At 71.3% G+C, this 20,572-nt stretch carries 18 protein-coding genes; 15 read left to right on the forward strand and 3 right to left on the reverse strand.

Annotated features, from left to right (window positions below; all coding sequences use genetic code 11):
* Window positions 1-30 precede the first annotated feature (30 nt).
* Entirely contained in the window at window positions 31-561 is a 531-nt protein-coding gene (locus AB0B55_RS10135) for an adenylate kinase (RefSeq protein ID WP_357120444.1), read from the forward strand.
* A 6-nt stretch (window positions 562-567) separates the two neighbouring features.
* Here the strand turns inward: AB0B55_RS10135 and AB0B55_RS10140 are convergent, their stop codons facing one another.
* Window positions 568-1,257: a class I SAM-dependent methyltransferase gene (locus AB0B55_RS10140; RefSeq protein WP_357171499.1), complete on the reverse strand. Its 690-nt coding sequence runs from the start codon at window positions 1,255-1,257 to the stop codon at window positions 568-570.
* Window positions 1,258-1,342: 85 nt separating this feature from the next.
* Between AB0B55_RS10140 and AB0B55_RS10145 the strand changes: the two genes are divergently transcribed.
* Entirely contained in the window at window positions 1,343-2,092 is a 750-nt protein-coding gene (locus tag AB0B55_RS10145; protein ID WP_357171500.1) for an SDR family oxidoreductase, read from the forward strand.
* Window positions 2,093-2,100: 8 nt separating this feature from the next.
* Here the strand turns inward: AB0B55_RS10145 and AB0B55_RS10150 are convergent, their stop codons facing one another.
* Together AB0B55_RS10150 and AB0B55_RS10155 are read right to left on the reverse strand one after the other, a co-directional pair.
* The gene (locus tag AB0B55_RS10150; protein WP_357171501.1) at window positions 2,101-4,296 is read right to left on the reverse strand and encodes a hypothetical protein; all 2,196 of its coding nucleotides are present in this window, start codon (window positions 4,294-4,296) and stop codon (window positions 2,101-2,103) included.
* Between the two features lie 162 nt (window positions 4,297-4,458).
* Complete coding sequence (locus AB0B55_RS10155) at window positions 4,459-5,385, reverse strand: AraC family transcriptional regulator (RefSeq protein WP_357120432.1); 927 nt, start codon at window positions 5,383-5,385, stop codon at window positions 4,459-4,461.
* 83 nt (window positions 5,386-5,468) lie between these two features.
* Here AB0B55_RS10155 and AB0B55_RS10160 point away from each other — a divergent pair, with 83 nt between their 5' ends.
* The 13 genes from AB0B55_RS10160 (at window position 5,469) to araA (ending at window position 20,372) form a co-directional block, all read left to right on the forward strand.
* The gene (locus tag AB0B55_RS10160; RefSeq protein ID WP_357120429.1) at window positions 5,469-6,437 is read left to right on the forward strand and encodes an SDR family NAD(P)-dependent oxidoreductase; all 969 of its coding nucleotides are present in this window, start codon (window positions 5,469-5,471) and stop codon (window positions 6,435-6,437) included.
* Window positions 6,438-6,532: 95 nt separating this feature from the next.
* Complete coding sequence (locus AB0B55_RS10165) at window positions 6,533-7,744, forward strand: FUSC family protein (protein WP_357120426.1); 1,212 nt, start codon at window positions 6,533-6,535, stop codon at window positions 7,742-7,744.
* Window positions 7,745-7,810: 66 nt separating this feature from the next.
* A complete protein-coding gene (locus AB0B55_RS10170) occupies window positions 7,811-8,338 on the forward strand; it encodes a hypothetical protein (protein ID WP_357120423.1) in 528 nt (175 codons plus the stop codon).
* A gap of 61 nt (window positions 8,339-8,399) precedes the next feature.
* Window positions 8,400-9,242 (forward strand): DUF4097 family beta strand repeat-containing protein, encoded by an 843-nt coding sequence (locus AB0B55_RS10175; protein ID WP_357120420.1) that lies wholly within the window; start codon window positions 8,400-8,402, stop codon window positions 9,240-9,242.
* 32 nt (window positions 9,243-9,274) lie between these two features.
* Window positions 9,275-10,243, forward strand: coding sequence for an ATP-binding cassette domain-containing protein (locus AB0B55_RS10180; RefSeq protein ID WP_357171502.1), 969 nt, complete (start codon window positions 9,275-9,277; stop codon window positions 10,241-10,243).
* Window positions 10,240-11,028 (forward strand): ABC transporter permease, encoded by a 789-nt coding sequence (locus tag AB0B55_RS10185; protein ID WP_357120414.1) that lies wholly within the window; start codon window positions 10,240-10,242, stop codon window positions 11,026-11,028. The genes AB0B55_RS10180 and AB0B55_RS10185 overlap by 4 nt, the downstream gene beginning before the upstream one ends.
* A 544-nt stretch (window positions 11,029-11,572) precedes the next feature.
* Entirely contained in the window at window positions 11,573-13,255 is a 1,683-nt protein-coding gene (araB, locus tag AB0B55_RS10190) for a ribulokinase (protein WP_357120411.1), read from the forward strand.
* Entirely contained in the window at window positions 13,252-13,944 is a 693-nt protein-coding gene (locus tag AB0B55_RS10195; RefSeq protein ID WP_357120408.1) for an L-ribulose-5-phosphate 4-epimerase, read from the forward strand. The genes araB and AB0B55_RS10195 overlap by 4 nt, the downstream gene beginning before the upstream one ends.
* A 120-nt stretch (window positions 13,945-14,064) precedes the next feature.
* The gene (locus AB0B55_RS10200) at window positions 14,065-15,057 is read left to right on the forward strand and encodes an ABC transporter substrate-binding protein (protein WP_357120405.1); all 993 of its coding nucleotides are present in this window, start codon (window positions 14,065-14,067) and stop codon (window positions 15,055-15,057) included.
* Between the two features lie 188 nt (window positions 15,058-15,245).
* On the forward strand, window positions 15,246-16,787 hold the full coding sequence (locus AB0B55_RS10205) for a sugar ABC transporter ATP-binding protein (protein WP_355050441.1): 1,542 nt from the start codon (window positions 15,246-15,248) through the stop codon (window positions 16,785-16,787).
* Window positions 16,784-17,854 (forward strand): ABC transporter permease, encoded by a 1,071-nt coding sequence (locus tag AB0B55_RS10210; RefSeq protein ID WP_357120401.1) that lies wholly within the window; start codon window positions 16,784-16,786, stop codon window positions 17,852-17,854. Before AB0B55_RS10205 ends, AB0B55_RS10210 begins: the two co-directional genes overlap by 4 nt.
* Window positions 17,851-18,843 (forward strand): galactofuranose ABC transporter, permease protein YjfF, encoded by a 993-nt coding sequence (gene yjfF, locus AB0B55_RS10215; RefSeq protein WP_357120398.1) that lies wholly within the window; start codon window positions 17,851-17,853, stop codon window positions 18,841-18,843. The genes AB0B55_RS10210 and yjfF overlap by 4 nt, the downstream gene beginning before the upstream one ends.
* A gap of 26 nt (window positions 18,844-18,869) precedes the next feature.
* Window positions 18,870-20,372, forward strand: a complete 1,503-nt coding sequence (gene araA / locus AB0B55_RS10220) for an L-arabinose isomerase (protein ID WP_357171503.1) — start codon at window positions 18,870-18,872, stop codon at window positions 20,370-20,372.
* Window positions 20,373-20,572: the final 200 nt, after the last annotated feature.

The following is a 20,572-nucleotide window of genomic DNA, read 5'->3' on the forward strand; positions in this document are numbered from 1 at the left end:
CGTAGTCGTCGGCCGGCGTACGCTGCCGCGATGGCCGCACCGCGTCGCATCCTGGTCTACGGGGTGTACGGCGCGGGCAAGTCCACTCTGGCCGCCCGGTTGGCGCAGCGCCTCGACGTGCCGTGGTATCCGGTGGACGACCTGCTGTGGCTGCCGGGCTGGGTCGAGGTGCCGGTCGCCCAGCAGCGCAGCCGGATCGAGGAGATCTGCCGCCGGGACGCCTGGATCCTCGACGGCGCGTACCACGGGTGGCGGGACGTACCGCTGGCGCGCGCCGACCTGGTGGTGGCCCTGGACTACCCGCGGTGGCGTTCGTTCGGGCGTCTGCTGCGTCGTACGCTGCGCCGCCTGGGCACGGGCGAGGTGATCTGCAACGGCAACCGCGAATCAGTCGGCAGCGTGCTGTCCCGGGACTCAATCCTGCTCTGGCACGTCGCCGCGTTCGGGCGCGCACGGCGGCGGATGCGCGCCTGGCAGGCCGATCCGGCCCGCCCGCCGGTTCTCCTGTTCACGCACCCCGCGGCCCTGGACGACTGGCTGTCGAGGCTGCCGCCCCGGTGAACGCGCTCAGCCCGCCCGCTTGTCGACCCGGGTCGCCCGGCCCACGACGCACGGCGAGGAGGGGCTGGAGCTGCCGGTCGGGAACCGGAAGCGTCGCAGCTCCTCGACGGCGAACCCCGCCGCCGCGATGGCGGCCGTGGTGTCGCGGCCGGTGTGGCAGCCGGCGAACAGCTTCGGCCACAGCGTGGCGTCGGACAGCCGCTGGACCCGGCGCAGGCGGTTGGTTTCCTCGGCCGCGACGTGCTCGAAGAAGCGCAGCTGCCCGCCGGGGCGCAGCACGCGGTGGATCTCAGCGAGCGCTGCCGCCTGGTCGGGCACGGTGCACAGCACCAGCGCGACCACTGCCGCGTCGAACTCGCCGTCGGCGGCGGGAAGCGCCTCGGCCAGGCCGTCGACGACCGTGACCGGCACCGGTGCGCCCGCGGCCGCGCGGACGGCGGCGGCACGCAGGCGACGTTCCGGTTCGACCGCGACGACCTCGGTCACGGCGCGGGGGTAGTGGGGGAACATGCGTCCGTTGCCGGCGCCGACCTCGATCACCCGGCCACTCAGGCCAGCGGCCAGGTCACGGCGGAACTCGGCGGTGCCGGCACGGTCCATGGCGACGCTGAGTCGCTCGTAGACCCGCGCGAACACCGGATGGGACACAGCGGCCACGTCGACCTCCAGGATTCGCGGGGCGGCGACCACAATCATGGGTCGCGATGTCAACCGCGCCGGTCCGGCGCGCTCCGTAGGCTGGGTTCGTCAGGCGATTCGGCACACCGGAAGTGGTCCGATCATGAAGATCGTCGTCATCGGCGGGAGCGGTCTCATCGGCTTTAAGGTCGTCCAGAACCTCGGCGGGCAGGGCCACGAGGCGGTGGCGGCATCCCCGAAGACCGGTGTGAACACCCTGACCGGCGAGGGGGTGGCCGAGGCGCTCGACGGCGCCGCTGTCGTCGTCGACACGTCGAACTCCCCGTCGTTCGAGGACACCGCCGTCCGGGAGTTCTTCGAGACGTCGACCCGGAACCTCCTCGCCGCCGCCGCCACCGCCGGGGTGCGGCACTACGTCGTGCTCTCGATCGTGGGCTCCGACCGGCTCCCGGAGAGCGGGTACATGCGGGCGAAGGTCGCACAGGAGAAACTCGTCGCCGCGTCCGGTCTGCCGTACACGCTGGTCCACGCCACCCAGTTCTTCGAGTTCCTCCCGGGCATCGTCGACGTCGCCACGGACGGCGACACGGCGCGGCTGGCGCCGGTGCTCATCCAACCCATGGCGGCGGACGACGTCGCGTCCGAGGTGACCGCTGTCGCGCTCGACGCGCCGACGAACGGCGTCGTCGAGATCGCCGGCCCGGAACAGTTCCGTCTCGACGAGCTGGGACGGTCCGTCCTCGCCACCCGGCACGACTCCCGTTCGGTCGTGTCCGACCCCGGGGCGCGCTACTTCGGCGCCACGCTGACCGAGCGCTCGCTCGTTCCGGACGACGGCGCCCGCATCGCCGCCACCCGCCTCGACGGGTGGCGTGCCCGAGCGGCGGGGTAGCCACCGCCTCACTCCGGTGGCGTGCGCCGCAGGCGGTGCGCCAACTCCCGCACCGCCGCCGCGAACCGCTCGTCGGACTCGGCCGGCCAGTGCCCGAGGATCGGCGGCGGAACGCTGTCGCCGGGCGGGGTCACCACATCGCTGGGGTCGACCTCCCGGCGGTCCACCGCGGCGGCCGGGTCACCGGCGGACGCCTCGGGTCCCCGGTCGGGAAAGACGCGCCCGCCGATCGGGTCGGTGTCCCGCCAGAGGTTGACCCACCGCCAGCCCACCCGGTTGCCGATCTCGTGCAGCACCGCGTCGTCGAGGTAGGCGGGGAAGAGTCGCGCGTAGAGCCGGCGCAGCGGTGACCCGTGCGTGAGCAGCGCGACCCGGCCGCCGATCCGGGATGGCAACTGGAGCACCGCGGCGGCGAGCAGGACCGAGCCGTGGCTGTGCCCGGAGAGCAGCACGCGGTCCCCGCGCTCCACCAGGTAGGTGATCCGCCGCGTCAGCTCCGGCACGGCCCGTTCGGCGTAGCAGGGCGGCGCGAACGGGTGGGCGGCCCGGGGCCAGAAGGTGCCGAGGTCCCAGATGACACCGATGTGCCGCCGGAAGCTGGTGGTGCGGTAGGCGAAGATACCGGCGAGCACCAGGCCGAGAAGGCCCACCGCCTTCACCCAACTGGTGAACGCGATGCTGAAGGTGACCGCGCCCGCCGGCAACCGGGTGAACCGCTCGACGACGTCGCCCGGAAACACGCCCAACAGGCCGAGGGTGGTGCTGGCGGAGCCGACCCCGGCGAGACAACCGAAGATCACGCCCAGCAGCACCAGACGTTCGGTGAAGCTGGCCCGCGCCACCGCGTCGCGTACCTGTCGTAGCCGCGGGCGGGCCTCCGTCGGCGCGTCCGGGTAGTCGCGTGTGACGATCGCCGCCGCACGGCGGCGACGTCCGGAGCGGGAGACCGTGACGACCAGCACGGCGACGAGCGCCGTGACCAGCGCGGTGCGGAGAAAACCGAAGATCGCCCAGGTGTACGCCCGGGGCGGACCCGACGCGATGCCCTCCCCGGTCGGCAGGTCGCGGTCGAGGTAGTCCGCCACCCGGTAGACCAGCTCGGCCGAGTACCCCACCGCCGTGCTGATCCCCGCGGCCGCGATGACCAGCGCTCCCAGCCCGAACAGAGGGCTGCCCCTGCGCCGCCAGAGCAGGAACACGCCGAGGGCGGCCAGCAGGATCGTCTGGGTGGCGAACAGCCAGACCAGCGTCCTGTCGTAGCCGGGCAGTGCGGCGTCCTCGCGCCAGCCGGCCGGGCTGGTCGCCACGTGGGCGGCGACCACGACGGCCAGGACCATCGCGGTCGTGCGCAGGGCGGTGGTGATCGTGTCGAGCCGCCGGTCGGTGGGGGACCGGTCGATCAGCGCCGGCGTGCAGAGCAGCGCCACGCAGGCCGCCAGGACCACGCCGGTGACCACCGCCAACGCGATCGTGGCGACCGAGACGCCGCGCGCGGCACGGGCGGTGAGCAGGACGAGACTCAACGTCCCGAACGCCGCAGCGACGTGCACGGATCGCAGCCGCCCCACCAGGGGTTCCGCGTCCCACGTGCCGACCGTGCTGAGCCGATGCCCGGCGACCTCCTCGTCGGGCGCGCGGAACGCCTCGAACGACCGTCCGGGCCGGTTGCTGAGCCGCCACACCAGGCCGATCGCGGCGGCCGGGACCAGCGCGAACACCGCCAGTCGCCGCCCGACGGGCTGACCGCTGAACCAGGACAACCAGCTGCGGCCGGCCAGGCAGCGGGGCGAGTTCAGGCAGTGCCACGCGAGCAGGTCGAGGGCGACGCCGGCGATGGCGAGCACGTACAGCACGGTGAGGGTGAGTGCCAGCACCCGGCAGAGGGACTTGACCACGCTCTCCGAGCGGGGGTTCGCCGGCCGCATCCAGATCGCCACGTTGACCAGCAGGAACGGCAGTAGCAGCACCAGCGCCAGGGTGCGGGCGACGGTTCCGGAGGGTAGGTCGCCCCAGCGGTACGCCTCCAGCGTCACACCGCGCGCCTCGGGGGTCGCCCAGCTCGGCCGGACCCGGACGAAGCCGCCCATCTGGTCGCCCGCGACCTGTACCGTCCGCGCCAGGCCCAGCACCTGCTCGGTGCTCGCGCCGGAGACGCCGTGCACCCGCAGCTCCACGATGTCGGAGGCGGTGTCGGGGCCGCTCATCCGCGCTGATCCATCCGCCACCGCCCCCCGAGACACCCCGACCGCCCGGTGCCGGCGATCGGCCCGTGGGTGGCCCGCCACCGGCGTGGCGGACCGGGGTCTACCCGGCCGGGACGCGCCCAATCGCCCGGGGTCGCCCCCGGTCGGCGCTTGCCACGTCACCTACCCGCCCGGAACGCTCCCGGCCACCTTGTGGCGGTAGGCGCGTGGTGAGACGCCGGTGACCCGTTTGAAGGCCACGCTGAGGGCGCTCTCCGAGCCGTATCCGACGGCTCGGGCGATGGCCGCGACGGAGTCGGAGCCGTGCCGGATGCGGTCCGCCGCGAGTTCGATCCGCCATCCGGTGAGGTATTCCAGCGGACCGACGCCGACGACCTTCCGGAAGCGGGCGGCGAGCGTCGAGCGGGAGACGGCGGCGCTGCGGGCGATGGCATCCACCGTCCACTGCTGCGCGGGCCGGGCGTGCATCGCCCGCAGAGCGGGGGCGACCACCGGGTCGGCGAGCCCGGCCAGCCAACCGGAGGTGTGCTGCGGGTCGCGGGCGAGGTGCACCCGCAGGACCTGGATCAGCAGGACGAGCGCCAGGTGTTCCGCGACGAGCCGCGACCCGAGCTGAGGCCGCCGCAGCTCGATGTCGATCTGGTCGAGGGCCCACCGGATGGTGGCGGCCTCGGGAGCGTCGGCCGGCACGTGGATGACCGGCGGAAGGCCGTCCAGCAGGAGGCTGCGACCCCTGTCGCCCAGGGAGAACGCGCCGCCGATGAGGAACATGTCGGCACCCTCGCCGACGTGTGCCACGCCGTCGCCGGCGGCGGCGAAGATCGGGTACGCCGGCTGGGTCGGTACGTCGGGATCGCTGAAGAGCGTGTACGACACCGGCCGGGTCAACAGGTAGCAGTCGCCCTCGGTGAGGGCGATCGGTTCGGCCTCGCCCTCGATGAGCAGGTGGCAGCTGCCGCGTCGGATGGCGTTGAACTTGGCGCCGGCCGGCGGGTCGAACCGGACCGCCCAGCGCCCACCCGCGACGAGACCGGCGGACAGGTGCGCGGTGGCACCGAGCAGTGCCAGCACGTCTTCGAGTGGGTCCATCCGCACCGTCCTGGACGCTCGCGAAAGTATGAAGGACTTATGACTATAGGCAGTCCAGGGTGAGCTTGCATAGCGTGGTGGACATGACAGCGCACGCACGCCTCACCACCGGATTCACCGCCCGCACCACCGCCGCCGAGATCCTCGACGGCGTGGACCTGACCGGGCGTCGGATGATCGTCACCGGCGGCGCCTCGGGCATCGGTGTCGAGACGGTTCGCGCACTGGCCGGCGCCGGCGCGCAGGTCACGGTAGCGGTCCGTGACCCGGATCGGGCCGCGGGGATCGTCGAGGAGTTCGCCGGCGACGCCGCGCGGGGAAGCGTCCGGTCGGCCGCGCTCGACCTCGCCGATCTGTCGTCGGTCGACGCGTTCGTCGCGGCCTGGGACGGCCCGCTCGACGCGCTGGTCGCCAACGCCGGCATCATGGCGCTGCCGACCCGTCAGCTCTCGGCCCAGGGCTGGGAGCTCCAGCTCGCGACCAACTACCTGGGGCACTTCGCGCTGGCCGTTGGAGTGCGCGACAACCTGCGGGCGGCGGGCGCGGCGCGGGTCGTGCTGGTCAGCTCCGGAGCACACCTGAGCGCCCCGTTCGACGCCGCGGATCCCCACTTCGAGCGGCGGCCGTACGACCGGTGGACGGCGTACGGGCAGTCGAAGACGGCGGACGTCCTGCTGGCGGTGGGCATCACCCGGCGGTGGGCGGCGGACGGGATCACCGCCAACGCCCTCAACCCCGGCTACATCCACACCAATCTCCAGCGCCACCTCGACGACGACACGATGCGCGCGCTCGGCGGGATGGACGAGGCGGGCAACCTCGTGGTGCCGGACTACTACAAGACGCCCGCCCAGGGTGCGTCGACCACGGTCCTGCTCGCGGCGTCGCCCCTGCTTGAGGGCATCGGGGGCCGGTACTTCGTCGACAACCAGGAGATGGAGGTGGTTCCCGGTGGCCCCGATGCCTCGGACGGCGTCGCGGACCACGCGGTCGACCCGGTGGCCGCGGACGCGCTCTGGGCGTACGCCGAGAAGGCGCTCGCCGAGCGCTGAGCGGGACCGCCGTCCGACGCCGGGCGCGGCGCGGGCCCGCGTGGCCGCGCCCGGCGTTCAGGATTGATCGGGGTGGGGCGGGGTAGCCGCCCGCCATGGTCGCTGCCGGTCGTCCCGGTGTGGACGGGGACGCGTCGGCGCGCGCCGACGGGGCAGCGCCGCCCGGCCCGGCGTCGACCGCCGCGCGGCTGCGGGGCCAGCTGTCGGGCACGCTGCGGGATCGAGCGCGGCGGGTTCGGGGTATCGGGGGGCTGGCCCTGCAGGCCGGCGTGGCAGCGGCGCTGTCCTGGCTGGTGGTGCGCGACGTGCTGCACGTCTCGCAGCCGGTGTTCGCGCCGATCTCCGCGGTCTCCACCCTCGCGGCGTCGGTCGGGCAACGCCTGCGCCGCACCGTCGAGCTGATCATCGGTGTCACCGTCGGGGTGCTGGTCGGTGACCTGCTGCTCGGGGTGATGGGCACCGGGTGGTGGCAGCTCGCTCTGATCGTCGTGTTGGCGATCGTCGTCGCGCTGTTCCTCGTCGGCAGCGCGGCCGTGGTGATCCAGGCGGGCGCTACGGCCGTGCTCATCGCCACGCTGAGTCCAGCCGTGCGCGACCTGGAGATCCCCCGCTTCGTGGATGCTCTCGTCGGGGGCGCCGTGGCACTGCTGGTCACCGCCGTCCTGCTGCCGTTGAGCCCGTTGCGGGTGCTCAACCGGGCCGCGCGACCGGCGCTGGACCTGCTCAGCGCCCAACTCGACGCCACCGCCGGCGCGTTGGCCGACCGGGACATCGACCGCGCGCTGACCGCCCGGGCGAGGTTGCGGCAGAACAAGGACGAGTTGGGTGCGCTCGTCGAGGCGACGCAGGGTGCCCGGGAGGCCAGCACCCTCTCACCCGTGCACTGGCATCAGCGGCAGGGGCCGGTGGCCCGGTACGCGCGCACGGCGGAGCCGATCGACCGGGCCATGCGCAATGCGGGAACGCTGATCCGTAGGGCGGTGACCCTGCTCGAGGACGGTGAGCCCGTCCCGGAACCCCTGCCCACGGCGGTCGCCGGCCTGGCCGAGGCGGTACGCCTGCTCCAGCGGCAGTTCGCCGCCGGCAAGGAGCCCGTTCAGGCGCGCGAGCGGGCGCTCCGCGCGGTCTGCGCCGCTGGCGACGCCTACCGGGAAGGCGTCGGTTTCTCCGGGAACGTCGTGGTGGCGCAGGTTCGGACGACCGCCAGCGACCTGCTGGTGGCCACCGGTCTGAGCCAGGAGGCCGCGAACCGGGTGGTCCGCCGCGCGTTCGCAACCGCTGACACACCCGCTGAGCAGCGCCGATGACTACCGTGGCAGCAATCTGAGCCACAGGTGTTGCATGCTGAGCCAAAGTGGTGCCATGATGGTGCCATGGACTTGAGGCCGTACGTCGAGAACCTGCGTAACGAGTTCGCCGTGGCAGCCGAGGGCGTGGATCCGGAGAGTCGGGCGCTGGCCGAACGGCTCTTCACCCAGCTCGAAGCGGCCACCCATCTCACGCTGCTCGAGGCGCTGTCCGACGCGGCCGACGAGATCACCCGCGATCTCGCCCCCGGGTCGGTGCACGTCCGGCTGCGCGGACGCGAGCCCGACTTCGTGGTGGCGCCCGCCGCCGCGCCCACGGACGGGCCGGGCGAGCCCGCCGCGCCAGCTCCGGCCCCGGCGCCTCTGCTGCCACCCGAGGGCGACGAGGGCGGCACGTCCCGGATCAACCTCCGCCTTCCCGACCACCTCAAGGCCAGCGTCGACGAGGCCGCGAGTCGCGCCGGGCTCTCCGTCAACGCGTGGCTGGTGCGCGCCGTCGCCGGCGCGGTCGGGGCCGGTGGCCCCGACCGTCAGCCGCCGCGCCGGCCGGAGCCCCCGAGGTCCGGCCAGCACGTCACCGGCTGGGCGCGCTGAGCAGCCGCACACCCACCCCGTAGCTCTTTCCGCCTCCGCCAACACCTCCCGGGAGACCACCATGCCTGTTTTCGACACGCCAGAACCGATCTCCGTCCAGGTCGAGCTGCCCATCGGGGACGCCTGGATCGCCGCGACCGACCGCACCGACACCGTGGTACGGGTACGGCCCCGCGACCCGTCGAGCAAGGCCGACGTGAACGCGGCCGAGCAGACCTCCGTCGACTTCGCCGCCGGGCAGCTGCGGATCAGGGTGCCGAAGAGCTGGCGCCGGTACGGCTTCGGCTCCGGCCCGTCGGTCGACGTCCTGATCGAGGTGCCGAGCGGCACGCGGCTGCACGCCGAGGCGGCCTGGGCGGCCTTCCGCGGCGAGGGTCGGCTCGGTGAGTGCCGGATCAAGACCGGAAGCGCGATCCGGCTGGAGGAGACCGGGCAGTTGGAGATCGACAGCAGCCACGGCGAGGTCGTGGTGGAGCGTGTTACCGGTTCGGCCCGGGTGAAGGCGTCGTCCGGCAAGGTGCGCCTCGGCGCGGTAGACGGCACCGCCGAAATCAAGAACTCCTCCGGCGACTGCTGGATCGGGCGCAGCGGAGGCGACGTCCGCATCAACACCGCGTACGGCGACATCACCGTCGACGCGTCGACCGCCTCGGTGGCGGCGCGCACCGCGTACGGCAACGTGCGGCTGGGTGAGGTCGTGCGCGGGTCGATCGAGTCACAGACCTCCTACGGCGCGATCGAGGTGGGCGTCCGGCGCGGCACCGCCGCCTGGCTCGACGTCAGCTCCCGACACGGCCGCGTCCACAACGCCCTCGACGCCGCCGACAGCCCGGCCGAGACCGACGAGACGGTCGAGATCCGCGCCAACACCTCCTACGGCGACATCACCATCCGCCGCGCCTGACGCGCCCCGGCCCGACCACAGATGAGGAAACCATGACCGGCAGCAGCAGACCCGCGATCGTCACCACCGAGCTGCGCAAGTCCTACGGCGACAAGGTCGTGCTCGACGGCATCGACCTGATGATCACCGAGGGAACGATCTTCGCGCTGCTCGGCCCCAACGGCGCCGGCAAGACCACCACCGTGCAGATCCTCTCCACCCTCCTTTCGGCCGACGGCGGCCACGCCCGCGTCCTCGGCCACGACGTGACCCGCGACGCCGACGCGGTACGCGAGCTGATCGGCGTCACCGGCCAGTTCTCCGCGGTGGACAGCCTGCTCACCGGCCGGGAGAACCTGCACCTCATGGCCGATCTGTGTCACCTGGACCGCGCGGCGGGTCGCCGCCGGATCGCCGACCTGCTCGACCAGTTCGACCTGACCGGAGCGGCGGACAAGCCGGCCGCGACGTACTCCGGCGGCACGCGCCGTCGACTCGACCTCGCGATGACACTCGTCGGCGATCCGCGCGTCATCTTCCTCGACGAGCCGACGACCGGGCTCGACCCGCGCAGCCGCCGCGCCATGTGGCACATCATCAAGGCGCTGGCCGCCGAGGGCGTCACCATCCTGTTGACGACCCAGTACCTGGAGGAGGCCGACCAACTCGCCGACCGCGTCGCCTTCCTCGACCACGGTCGGCTGATCGCCGAGGGTGCCCCGCACGAGCTCAAGCGGCTCATCCCGGGCGGTCACGTGGTCCTGCGCTTCGCCGACCAGGGCCAACTCGACTCGGCGGCCCGTACGTTCGCGACGGCCACCCGGGACGACGCCGCGCTGACCCTCGAGGTGCCGAGCGACGGCGGGGTGGGTTCGCTGCGGTCCCTCCTCGACGACCTAGACCGGGGCTCCATCACCGTCGCCGGTCTCGCCGTGCACACCCCGGATCTCGACGACGTCTTCCTCGCCCTCACCGGCCAACCCGACGCCCCCTCCAGCCGTGAAAGGGCCACTGCGCGATGAGCACCCTGACCTTCGCCCTGCGCGACTCCTCGACCATGCTGCGGCGCAACCTCCTGCACATGCGCCGCTACCCGTCGCTGACCCTCATGCTCATCGGCATCCCGGTCATCCTTCTGCTGCTCTTCGTGTACGTCTTCGGCGGCACGCTCGGCGCCGGCCTCGGACCGACCGGCGGCCGGGCCGAGTACGCCAACTACGTCACCCCCGGCATCCTGCTCATCACGGTGGCCAGCGCGGCGCAGGGCACCGCGATCTCGGTCGCCATGGACATGGCCGAGGGCATCATCGCCCGGTTCCGTACCATGGCGATCTTCCGACCGTCGGTTCTCACCGGCCACGTCGTGGGCAGCGTGTTCCAGACGATGGTCAGCCTGGCGGCCGTCACCGGCGCGGCGCTGCTCGTCGGGTTCCGCCCCACCGCCGATGCCGTCGAGTGGTTCGCCGCGATCGGCGTGCTGACCATGGTCACCGTCGCCGTCACCTGGCTGTCGGTCGCCCTGGGCCTGGTCACCAGGAGCGTCGAGACGGCCAGCAACCTGCCCATGCCGCTGGTGCTGTTGCCGTTCCTCGGCAGCGGGTTCGTCCCCACCGACTCGATGCCGACGCCGGTCCGCCTGTTCGCCGACTACCAGCCCTTCACCCCGGTCATGGAGACGCTCCGCGGCCTGCTGCTCGGCAGTGGAATCGGTGTCAACGGGCTCCTCGCGGTCGCCTGGTGCGCCGTCATCACGGTCGGCTGCTTCTGCTGGGCCAAGGCGCTCTACAACCGTCCGCGCACGGCCTGACCCAACGTCCTCCGACGACCGACGACCGACGACCCGGCCCGGATGGGGGCCGGGTCGTCGGTGTGTCACCGGGCGGTCCCTGCGTCAGCCGAGGGCCCGGCCCGCCCGTCCGGCGGGGCCCGGAAAGCCCCGACACGGCCGGCCCGGAGCCGATCACTCCGGCGACGAGTCGACCCCGCGATCATGCATCGAATGTTATCGATAACACGCCGCGCCGGCCAGCGACCCGCCGTGGCGGTCGGGTGCTGGAGCGCCGGGTCAGGGGTCCGGACGCGGCGGCGGCGCGTTCGACGGGTCTGATCATGCCTGGGTGGCGACGCCGTCGATGTTATCGCTGCCATCCGCGCCGGCCGTCGATCGTCATCGCCATCTGACGGGGTCACGACCGCCCGCTGCCCCGGATCGAGCGCCTTGCGCCGGTCCGGTATTGACGCGCCCGAGTCGGTACGGCCTCCGCGTTCCGTTACGGAGCTGTTGCAGGTAGATGTCTTGACGAGGCTGGATGTGAGCGTTAACACTATCCCCGTTAACGGTGGAGGTGAACATGGAGCGTGTGGGCGGAGCTGCCGAAAGCTACGTCGTGGGTGTCGATTTCGGCACCCTCTCCGGGCGGGCCCTGGTGGTCCGGGTTTCTGATGGTGCCGAGCTCGGGACCGCGGTGCACGAGTACGGCGACGGGGTCATCAGCGAGACGCTGCCCGGAGGTCGGTCGCTGCCCCCGGACTGGGCGTTGCAGAATCCGGACGACTACCGCGACGTGCTGCGCCACGCCGTTCCGGCCGCGGTCGCCGCGGCGGGGGTGGACCCGGCGGCGGTGGTGGGCATCGGCATCGACTTCACCGCCTGCACCGTGCTGCCGACCGACGCCCACGGCACCCCGCTGTGCGAGGTTCCCGAGCTGCGCGACCGGCCGCACTCCTGGGTCAAGCTGTGGAAGCACCACGCCGCGCAGCCGCACGCCGACCGGATCAACGCGCTGGCCCATGAGCGGTCGGAGCCGTGGATCGGCCGGTACGGCGGAAAGATCTCCGCCGAGTGGCAGTACGCCAAGGGTCTGCAGCTCCTGGAGGAGGACCCGGAGATCTACCACCGGGCCGAGCGGTTCATCGAGGCCGCCGACTGGATCGTCTGGCAGCTCAGCGGCACCGAGACCCGTAACGTCTGCACGGCCGGCTACAAGGGCATCCTGCAGGACGGGCAGTACCCGTCCGAGAGCTTCCTGACCGCGCTCAACCCTGACTTCGGCGACTTCGTGGCCAAGCTCGACGGTCCGCTGCTGCCGCTCGGCGCGCGGGCCGGCACGCTCAGCGCCCGCGCCTCCGCCTGGACCGGCCTCCCGGAGGGGATCGCCGTGGCGGTCGGCAACGTCGACGCGCACGTCACCGCGGCCTCTGCCCAGGCCGTTCAGCCCGGTCGGCTGGTCGCCATCATGGGCACGTCCACCTGCCACGTGGTCAACGGCGAGCACCCGGCCGAGGTCGCCGGGATGTGCGGCGTGGTCGACGGCGGCATCAGCCCCGGCGCGTGGGGCTACGAGGCCGGCCAGAGCGGTGTCGGCGACATCTTCGGCTGGTTCGTCGAGCACGGCGCACCGGCCGGGTTCGACTCGCACGAACGTCTCACCGAGCTGGCCGCCAGCCAGCCGGTCGGCGCGCACGGCCTGATCGCGCTGGACTGGTGGAACGGCAACCGCTCGCTGCTGGTCAACCACGACCTGAGCGGGATGATCGTCGGGATGACCCTGGCCACCCGCCCGCAGGACATCTACCGCGCGCTGCTGGAAGCCACGGCGTTCGGCACCAGGATGATCATCGACGCGTTCGTCGAGGCCGGGGTGCCCGTCAACGACCTGGTGATCGCCGGCGGCCTCACCAACAACAAGCTCCTGATGCAGATCTACGCCGACGTGACCAAGCGCCCGCTGAACATCATCGCGTCCGCGCAGGGGCCGGCGCTCGGCTCGGCGATCCACGCCGCCGTCGCCGCCGGGGCGTACCCGTCGATCCACGAGGCGTCCCAGGCGATGGGGCGGGTGCACGAGGCCGTCTACACGCCGGACCCGGAGCGGGCCCGTGCCTACGACGGCCTGTACGCCGAGTACCGGGCGCTGCACGACCACTTCGGTCGCGGCGGCAACGACGTCATGCTCCGCCTCCGGGCGATCCGCAACGCGGCGGTAGAGGCCGCCGTGCCCACCCACGAGGCCACGCTGGAGGTCGTCGCATGAACGCAGAGGTGAGCCGGCAGATCGGTGAACTGCGCGAGACCGTTGCCCGCCTGCACAGCGAGCTGACCCGGTACAACCTGGTCGCCTGGACGTCCGGCAACGTCTCGGCGCGGGTGCCCGGCCAGGACCTCATGGTCATCAAGCCGAGCGGCGTGGGCTACGACGACCTCACGGCCGAGACGATGGTGGTCTGCGACCTCGACGGCGTCCTCGTCGAGGGTGACCTGGCGCCGTCCAGCGACACGGCCGCCCACGCCTACGTCTACCGCGCCATGCCGGAGGTCGGCGGCGTGGTGCACACGCACAGCTCGTACGCCAGCGCCTGGGCGGCCTGTGGCGAGGCGATCCCCTGCCACCTCACCGCCCAGGCCGACGAGTTCGGCGGGGAGATCCCGCTGGGCCCGTTCGCGCTGATCGGCGGCGACGACATCGGCAAGGGCATCGTCGCCACGCTCTCCGGGCACCGTTCACCCGCCGTGCTCATGCGCAACCACGGTGTCTTCACCATCGGCCGCAACGCCCGCGCGGCGGTCAAGGCCGCGGTCATGTGCGAGGACGTGGCCCGTACCTCGTACCTGGCGCGCACCCTCGGGCAGCCCGTGCCGATCGCGCAGGCCGACATCGACGCCCTCTACCACCGTTACCAGAACGTCTACGGCCAACAACCAGTCGCACCGGCGAGCTCCTGACCGTCTCCACACGGCCCGCCGGTCTGCTCCACCGACGCACCAGCACGCACCACCCGCGTACGCCACCTCTGCTCGTCGGCGGCTGACGCGGTCCCCACCACACCCAGCCAAGGAGATCTGATGAGAAAGATGCGAACGCAGCGCGCTATCGCGGTCCTCGCCAGTGTGCTGCTCATCGGCGGCGTGGCGGCCTGCGGCAACAGCGACACCGGCGGCGGCGGGTCCAAGGACGATGGCAAGATCACGATGGGCTTCTCCCAGGTCGGCGCCGAGAGCGGGTGGCGTACGGCGAACACCACCTCGATCAAGGAGTCGGCGGCCGCGGCGGGCATCGAGCTGAAGTTCGACGACGCGCAGCAGAAGCAGGAGAACCAGATCAAGGCCATCCGCAACTACATCCAGCAGAAGGTGGACGTCATCGCCTTCTCGCCGGTGGTGGAGTCCGGTTGGGACACCGTGCTCAAGGAGGCCAAGGACGCCGGCATCCCGGTCATCCTGACCGACCGCTCGGTCGACTCGGCCGACAAGAGCCTCTACAAGACCTTCCTCGGCTCGGACTTCGTCAAGGAGGGCAAGCTCGCGGGCGAGTGGCTGGTCGAGCAGAAGAAGGGCGCCACGGGCCCGGTCAACATCGTCGAGCTGCAGGGCAACACGGGTGCCGCTCCGGCGAACGACCGCAAGAAGGGCTTCGGCGAGGCGATCGCCGCCAACCCGAACCTGAAGATCATCGCCTCGCAGCCGGGTGACTTCACCCGGGCGGGTGGCAAGCAGGTCATGGAGCAGTTCCTCAAGGCCAACCCGAAGATCGACGTGCTGTTCGCGCACAACGACGACATGGGTCTGGGTGCTCTCGAGGCGATCACCGCGGCCGGCAAGGTGCCGGGCAAGGACATCACCATCATCACGGTCGATGCCGTCAAGGACGGTATGCAGGCTCTCGCCGACGGGAAGTTCAACTTCATCGCGGAGTGCAGCCCGCTGCTCGGCCCTCAGCTGATGGACCTCGCCAAGAAGGTCAAGGCGGGCGAGACGGTGCCGGCTCGGATCGAGACCGAGGAGACCACCTTCACGCAGGAGCAGGCCAAGGAGGCTCTGCCCACCCGCAAGTACTGATCGACGAGGAGGGGTCGCCACGCTCGCGTGGCGGCCCCGCCGCGTCGCCCCGTAAACCACGAACGGACCGGGCATGACCCGCGACGACCCGCGCCACGCCCGCCCGAGCCCAGGTGAAGGGCCGGGCGGGCGCGGTGGGAGCGCAACGGCCCATCCGCGTCGACAACCCCCAGAAGAGGTCTGATGGGATGACGGATAGCCGTCCGGTCCTGACGATGACCGGGATCAGCAAGTCCTTCCCCGGGGTGCGTGCACTCCACGACGTCAACTTCCGGCTCTTCCCCGGCGAGGTGCACGCCCTGATGGGCGAGAACGGCGCCGGGAAGTCGACCCTCATCAAGGTGCTGACCGGCGTCTACGACACGGACGACGGCACGATCACCCTCGGCGGCGAGCCGGTGTCCTTCAGCGGGCCGATGCAGGCGACGGCCGCCGGGGTGAGCACCGTCTACCAGGAGGTCAATCTCTGCACCAACCTCTCGGTGGCGGAGAACATCTTCATCGGACGTGAGCCGAGGCTGTTCGGCGCCGTCCGCTGGGGCGAGGTCCGCCGCCGCGCCCGCGCGCTCCTGAGCCGTCTCGACCTCGACCTCGACGTCAGCGCGCCGCTGGGCTCGTACTCCCTCGCGATCCAGCAGATGGTCGCGATCGCCCGCGCGATCGACATCCAGGCCCGGGTGCTGATCCTGGACGAGCCGACGTCCAGTCTCGACGCGGGTGAGGTCGCGCAGTTGTTCCGCATCATGCGGCAGCTCCGCGACGAGGGCATCGCGATCCTGTTCGTGACGCACTTCCTCGACCAGGTCTACGAGATCGCCGACCGCATCACGGTGCTGCGCAACGGCGGTCTCGTCGGCGAGTACCTGACCGCCGAGCTGCCCCAACTCGGCCTCGTCGAGAAGATGATCGGCAAGGAGCTCGACGTCCTCGAGGGAATCGAGGAGCACTCCCGGCGCGACCTGGCCGCGATCGAGGAGGGCACCCCCCTGGTGGCGGTGTCGAAGCTGGGCCGGGCGGGCGCGGTCGAGCCGTTCAGTCTGACCATCCACCCCGGTGAGGTGGTGGGCCTCGCCGGCCTGCTGGGCTCGGGGCGTACCGAGGTGGCGCGGTTGTTCTTCGGCGCCGACCGGGCCGACGGTGGGCAGGTCGCGATCGACGGCACGTCGAGCAGTTTGCGTACCCCCGCGCAGGCGATCGACCAGGGCGTCGGCTTCTGCTCGGAGAACCGTCGGGCCGAGGGCATCGTCCCCGACCTGTCGGTCCGCGAGAACATGATCCTCGCCATGCAGGCCGCCCGGGGTTGGCTGCGCCCGATCCCGCGCCGCCGCCAGGACGAACTGGTCGACAAGTACGTCAAGGCGCTCAACATCCGTCCGGCGGACCCGGAGGTGCCGGTTCGCAACCTCTCCGGCGGCAACCAGCAGAAGGTGCTCCTCGCCCGCTGGCTGATCACCGAGCCACGGCTGCTGATCCTGGACGAGCCGACCCGCGGTATCGACATCGGCGCGAAGACCGAGATCCAGCGGCTCGTGGCGCAACTGTCCGACGGTGGGATGGCGGTGCTGTTCATCTCGGCCGAGTTGGAGGAGGTGCTGCGCCTCAGCCACAAGGTGGCGGTCATGCGGGACCGGCAGATGGTCGCGCAGCTCGCCAACAACGAGGACCTCGACGCGGAGCGCATCATGCAGACGATCGCGAGTGGATCCCACCGGGAGGAGGCGGACCGATGAACGACACGAAGGGCCGCTATCGGACGATGATCGGTCACCGGCTGTTCTGGCCCGTCGCCGTGCTGGTGGTCATGCTCGCCGCGAACACGATCTACCGGCCCGGGTTCCTGTCCATCGAGCTCAAGGACGGGCACCTGTACGGCACGCCGATTGACATCCTCCGGCTGAGCGCCCCGCTGATCCTCGTGGCGCTGGGCATGACGCTGGTCATCTCGACCGGCGGCATCGACCTGTCGGTCGGCTCTATCTGCGCCATCAGCGGCGCGGTCGCCTGCATGTACATCAGCAAGCAGACCGACCAGAGCAGCCTCGCCGTGGTGCTGACCGCCCTCGCGATGGCGTTCGGTATCTCGCTGGTGCTGGGTGCCTGGAACGGGGTGCTGGTGGCCGTGATCGGCATTCAACCGATCATCGCCACGCTGATCCTGATGGTGGCCGGTCGCGGCCTCGCCCAGCTGATCACCCAGGGCCAGATCATCACCATCAACTCGGGGCCGTTCCGGGCCATCGGGCTGGGTCACCTGCTGACCCTGCCGCTGGCCATCTTCATCGCGCTCGCCGCCGCACTGCTCGTCGCCGCGTTCACCCGTCGCACCGCGCTCGGCATGATCGTCGAGTCGGTGGGCGGCAACGCCGAGGCGAGCCGACTGGCGGGCATCCGGTCCAACCGGGTCATCTTCCTCGTGTACGTGCTCAGCGCCGCCTGCGCCGCCGTCGCCGGTTTCATGATGACGGCCAACGTGTCCAGCGCCGACGGCAACGCCGTCGGCCTCTGGGTGGAGCTGGACGCCATCCTGGCGGTCGTCATCGGCGGCACGTCCCTCGCCGGCGGCCGGTTCTACCTCAGCGGCACCATTCTCGGGGCGCTGATCATCCAGACCCTGACCACCACGGTATACGCCATGAACATCTCGCCGCAGACGTCGCTGCTGTTCAAGGCGGTGGTCGTCATCGCTGTGTGCCTCATCCAGGCGCCGGCCTTCCGGGCCCGGTTCAGCCGGCGACGGAAGAGCACCCCGCCGCCGCGCCCCGTCGCCGACAAGCCGAAGGAGCAGGTGCCGGCATGACCACCGGATCGCTCACCGCCCCCCGCCGTACCCGGTTCCGGCTGCCCCGGCGGCAGGTGCCGGTGCTGGCCACGCTCGCCCTGCTGCTGGTGATGTACGGCATCGGCGTGTCCCAGTACACGGCGTTCTCGAACGTCCAGGTCATCTTCAACGTCTTCATCGACAACGGCTTCCTGCTCGTCGTCGCGGTGGGGATGACCTTCGTGATCCTCACCGGCGGCATCGACCTGTCGGTCGGGTCCGTCGTCGCCATGACGGCGATGGTGTCGGCGGCGCTGTTGGAGAAGGGCCTGCCGGCGGCGCTCGTACTCGTGATCGCGCTGCTCATCGGGCCGACGCTCGGCCTGTTGATGGGCTGTGTCATCCACTTCTTCGACATCCAGCCGTTCATCGTGACGCTCGCCGGGATGTTCTTCGCCCGGGGCATGTGCACGTTCATCTCGGACTCGTCGATCCCGATCACCGACGGTTTCTGGACCAGGATGTCGCAGGAGCGGATCGGCGATCCCCGGGGCAACTTCGTCTCGATCAGCGTGCTGATCGCCTTCGCCGTGGTGCTCGTCGCCGCGTACGTGCTGGCGTACACCCGGTTGGGACGGAACGTTCACGCGATCGGCGGCAACCCGCAGTCGGCGCTGCTGATGGGCCTGCCGCTGGGGCGTACCCGGATCGCCGTCTACACGATCAGCGGGCTCTGCTCCGCGATCGGCGGAATCCTGCTGTCGTTCTACACCCTCTCCGGGGCGCCGCTGATCGCCGTCGGCATGGAGCTGGACGTCATCGCCGCCGTCGTCATCGGTGGCACGGTGCTCACCGGCGGCTCGGGTTACATTTTCGGCACCGTGCTCGGCGTGCTGGTCCTGGGTGTGATCCAGACCCTCATCACGTTCGACGGCAGCCTCAACTCCTGGTGGACCAAGATCGTGATCGGCGGCCTGCTCTTCGCGTTCATCCTCCTGCAGCGACTCATCGGAATCCGTTACAAGTGACCGCCCCTCTCGCGGAAGGCAACCCCATGGCACCACACCCCGAACCCGAGATCTGGTTCCTCACCGGCAGCCAAGGCATGTACGGCGAGGAGACGCTCCGGCAGGTCGCCGAGCAGTCCCGCCAGATCGCGGCCACGCTCGACGACTCGCCGCAGATTCCCGCCCGGGTGGTCTGGAAGCCCGTCCTGACCAACAGCGGCGAGATCCTGCGGGTCTGCCGGGAGGCCGCCGCCCAGGGCGCGATCGGGGTCATCGCCTGGATGCACACGTTCTCGCCGGCGAAGATGTGGATCGCCGGGCTGGACGCGTTGCAGACGCCGCTGCTGCACCTGCACACCCAGGCGAACGTCCTGCTGCCGTGGGACGACATCGACATGGACTTCATGAACCTGAACCAGGCCGCGCACGGCGACCGTGAGTTCGGGTACATCCAGACCCGCCTCGGTGTGGCCCGCAAGACGGTCGCCGGGCACGTCAGCGACCCGCGGGTGACCGCCCGGGTCGGCGCCTGGGCCCGTGCGGCGACCGGCTGGTCGGCGATGCGGTCGCTGCGCCTGGCCCGCTTCGGCGACAACATGCGCGACGTCGCGGTCACCGAGGGCGACAAGGTCGAGGCGGAGCTGCGCTTCGGGGTGTCGGTCAACACCTACGGCGTGAACGACCTGGTCGAGGTGGTCGGCGAGGTCGCCGACGCCGACGTGGACGAGCTGGTCAAGGAGTACGGCGACACCTACCGCGTGGGCGCCGAGCTGCTTCCCGGCGGTGAGCGGCACGACTCGCTGCGGTACGCCGCCCGCCTCGAGTTGGGTATGCGTGCCTTCCTGGAGGCCGGTGGGTTCCGGGCGTTCACCACGAACTTCGAGGACCTCGGCGGCCTGCGTCAGCTCCCCGGCATCGCCGTCCAGCGGCTGATGGCGGACGGCTACGGCTTCGGCGGCGAGGGCGACTGGAAGACCTCCGTCCTGGTGCACACCATCAAGGCGATGTCCGTGGGGGTCTCGGGCGGCACGTCGTTCATGGAGGACTACACCTACGACCTGACCCCGGGCCAGGAGGTGGTGCTCGGCGCGCACATGCTCGAGGTCTGTCCGACCATCGCGTCCGACGTGCCCAACGTCGAGATCCACCCGCTGAGCATCGGCGGCCGGGAGGACCCGGTGCGGCTCGTGTTCGACGCCGCCCCCGGCCCAGCGGTGGTGCTCGGGTTGGCCGACATGGGGGAGCGGTTCCGGCTGGTGGCGAACGAGATCGACGTCGTGCCGCCGCCCCAGCCGCTGCGCCGGCTGCCGGTGGCGCGCGCCGTCTGGCGACCGCGGCCGGACCTGCCGGTCTCCGCCGAGTCCTGGATCACTGCCGGCGCCCCGCACCACACGGTGCTCTCGCAGGCGGTGGGCGCCGAGGAGCTGCACGATCTGGCCGAGATGAGCCGGACCGAGCTGGTCGTGATCGACGCCGAGACCACGACGCGCCGCTTCGCCGACGAGATCCGCTGGAACCAGGCCTACTACCGGCTGGCGCGCGGCTTCTGACCTGCGCCGAACCTCTGCTGAACCGGGTGGTCCACCCCTGCCTGCGGGCCGGGGTGGACCACCCGTTCGGGTTTGCGTCCGGGCTCTGCCGCGTGCATTAGCAGGCCGGCGGGCCGGTTGTGTTACGCCTTGACTAAGAGCATGTTATCGCTCACAGTCTATAGCCAAGGTGGTCGATGTCGTTGCCTGGTCCGGCCGTG

It is taken from the genome of Micromonospora sp. NPDC049107, assembly GCF_040648595.1.
Classification (GTDB): domain Bacteria; phylum Actinomycetota; class Actinomycetes; order Mycobacteriales; family Micromonosporaceae; genus Micromonospora.

Bases quoted from the DNA above. Each gene is read 5' to 3' on its own strand.
- AB0B55_RS10135 (WP_357120444.1), top strand. From the start codon at position 31: ATGGCCGCACCGCGTCGCATCCTGGTCTACGGGGTGTACGGCGCGGGC.
- AB0B55_RS10140 (WP_357171499.1), bottom strand. From the start codon at position 1,257: ATGATTGTGGTCGCCGCCCCGCGAATCCTGGAGGTCGACGTGGCCGCT.
- AB0B55_RS10145 (WP_357171500.1), top strand. From the start codon at position 1,343: ATGAAGATCGTCGTCATCGGCGGGAGCGGTCTCATCGGCTTTAAGGTC.
- AB0B55_RS10150 (WP_357171501.1), bottom strand. From the start codon at position 4,296: ATGAGCGGCCCCGACACCGCCTCCGACATCGTGGAGCTGCGGGTGCAC.
- AB0B55_RS10155 (WP_357120432.1), bottom strand. From the start codon at position 5,385: ATGGACCCACTCGAAGACGTGCTGGCACTGCTCGGTGCCACCGCGCAC.
- AB0B55_RS10160 (WP_357120429.1), top strand. From the start codon at position 5,469: ATGACAGCGCACGCACGCCTCACCACCGGATTCACCGCCCGCACCACC.
- AB0B55_RS10165 (WP_357120426.1), top strand. From the start codon at position 6,533: ATGGTCGCTGCCGGTCGTCCCGGTGTGGACGGGGACGCGTCGGCGCGC.
- AB0B55_RS10170 (WP_357120423.1), top strand. From the start codon at position 7,811: ATGGACTTGAGGCCGTACGTCGAGAACCTGCGTAACGAGTTCGCCGTG.
- AB0B55_RS10175 (WP_357120420.1), top strand. From the start codon at position 8,400: ATGCCTGTTTTCGACACGCCAGAACCGATCTCCGTCCAGGTCGAGCTG.
- AB0B55_RS10180 (WP_357171502.1), top strand. From the start codon at position 9,275: ATGACCGGCAGCAGCAGACCCGCGATCGTCACCACCGAGCTGCGCAAG.
- AB0B55_RS10185 (WP_357120414.1), top strand. From the start codon at position 10,240: ATGAGCACCCTGACCTTCGCCCTGCGCGACTCCTCGACCATGCTGCGG.
- araB (WP_357120411.1), top strand. From the start codon at position 11,573: ATGGAGCGTGTGGGCGGAGCTGCCGAAAGCTACGTCGTGGGTGTCGAT.
- AB0B55_RS10195 (WP_357120408.1), top strand. From the start codon at position 13,252: ATGAACGCAGAGGTGAGCCGGCAGATCGGTGAACTGCGCGAGACCGTT.
- AB0B55_RS10200 (WP_357120405.1), top strand. From the start codon at position 14,065: ATGAGAAAGATGCGAACGCAGCGCGCTATCGCGGTCCTCGCCAGTGTG.
- AB0B55_RS10205 (WP_355050441.1), top strand. From the start codon at position 15,246: ATGACGGATAGCCGTCCGGTCCTGACGATGACCGGGATCAGCAAGTCC.
- AB0B55_RS10210 (WP_357120401.1), top strand. From the start codon at position 16,784: ATGAACGACACGAAGGGCCGCTATCGGACGATGATCGGTCACCGGCTG.
- yjfF (WP_357120398.1), top strand. From the start codon at position 17,851: ATGACCACCGGATCGCTCACCGCCCCCCGCCGTACCCGGTTCCGGCTG.
- araA (WP_357171503.1), top strand. From the start codon at position 18,870: ATGGCACCACACCCCGAACCCGAGATCTGGTTCCTCACCGGCAGCCAA.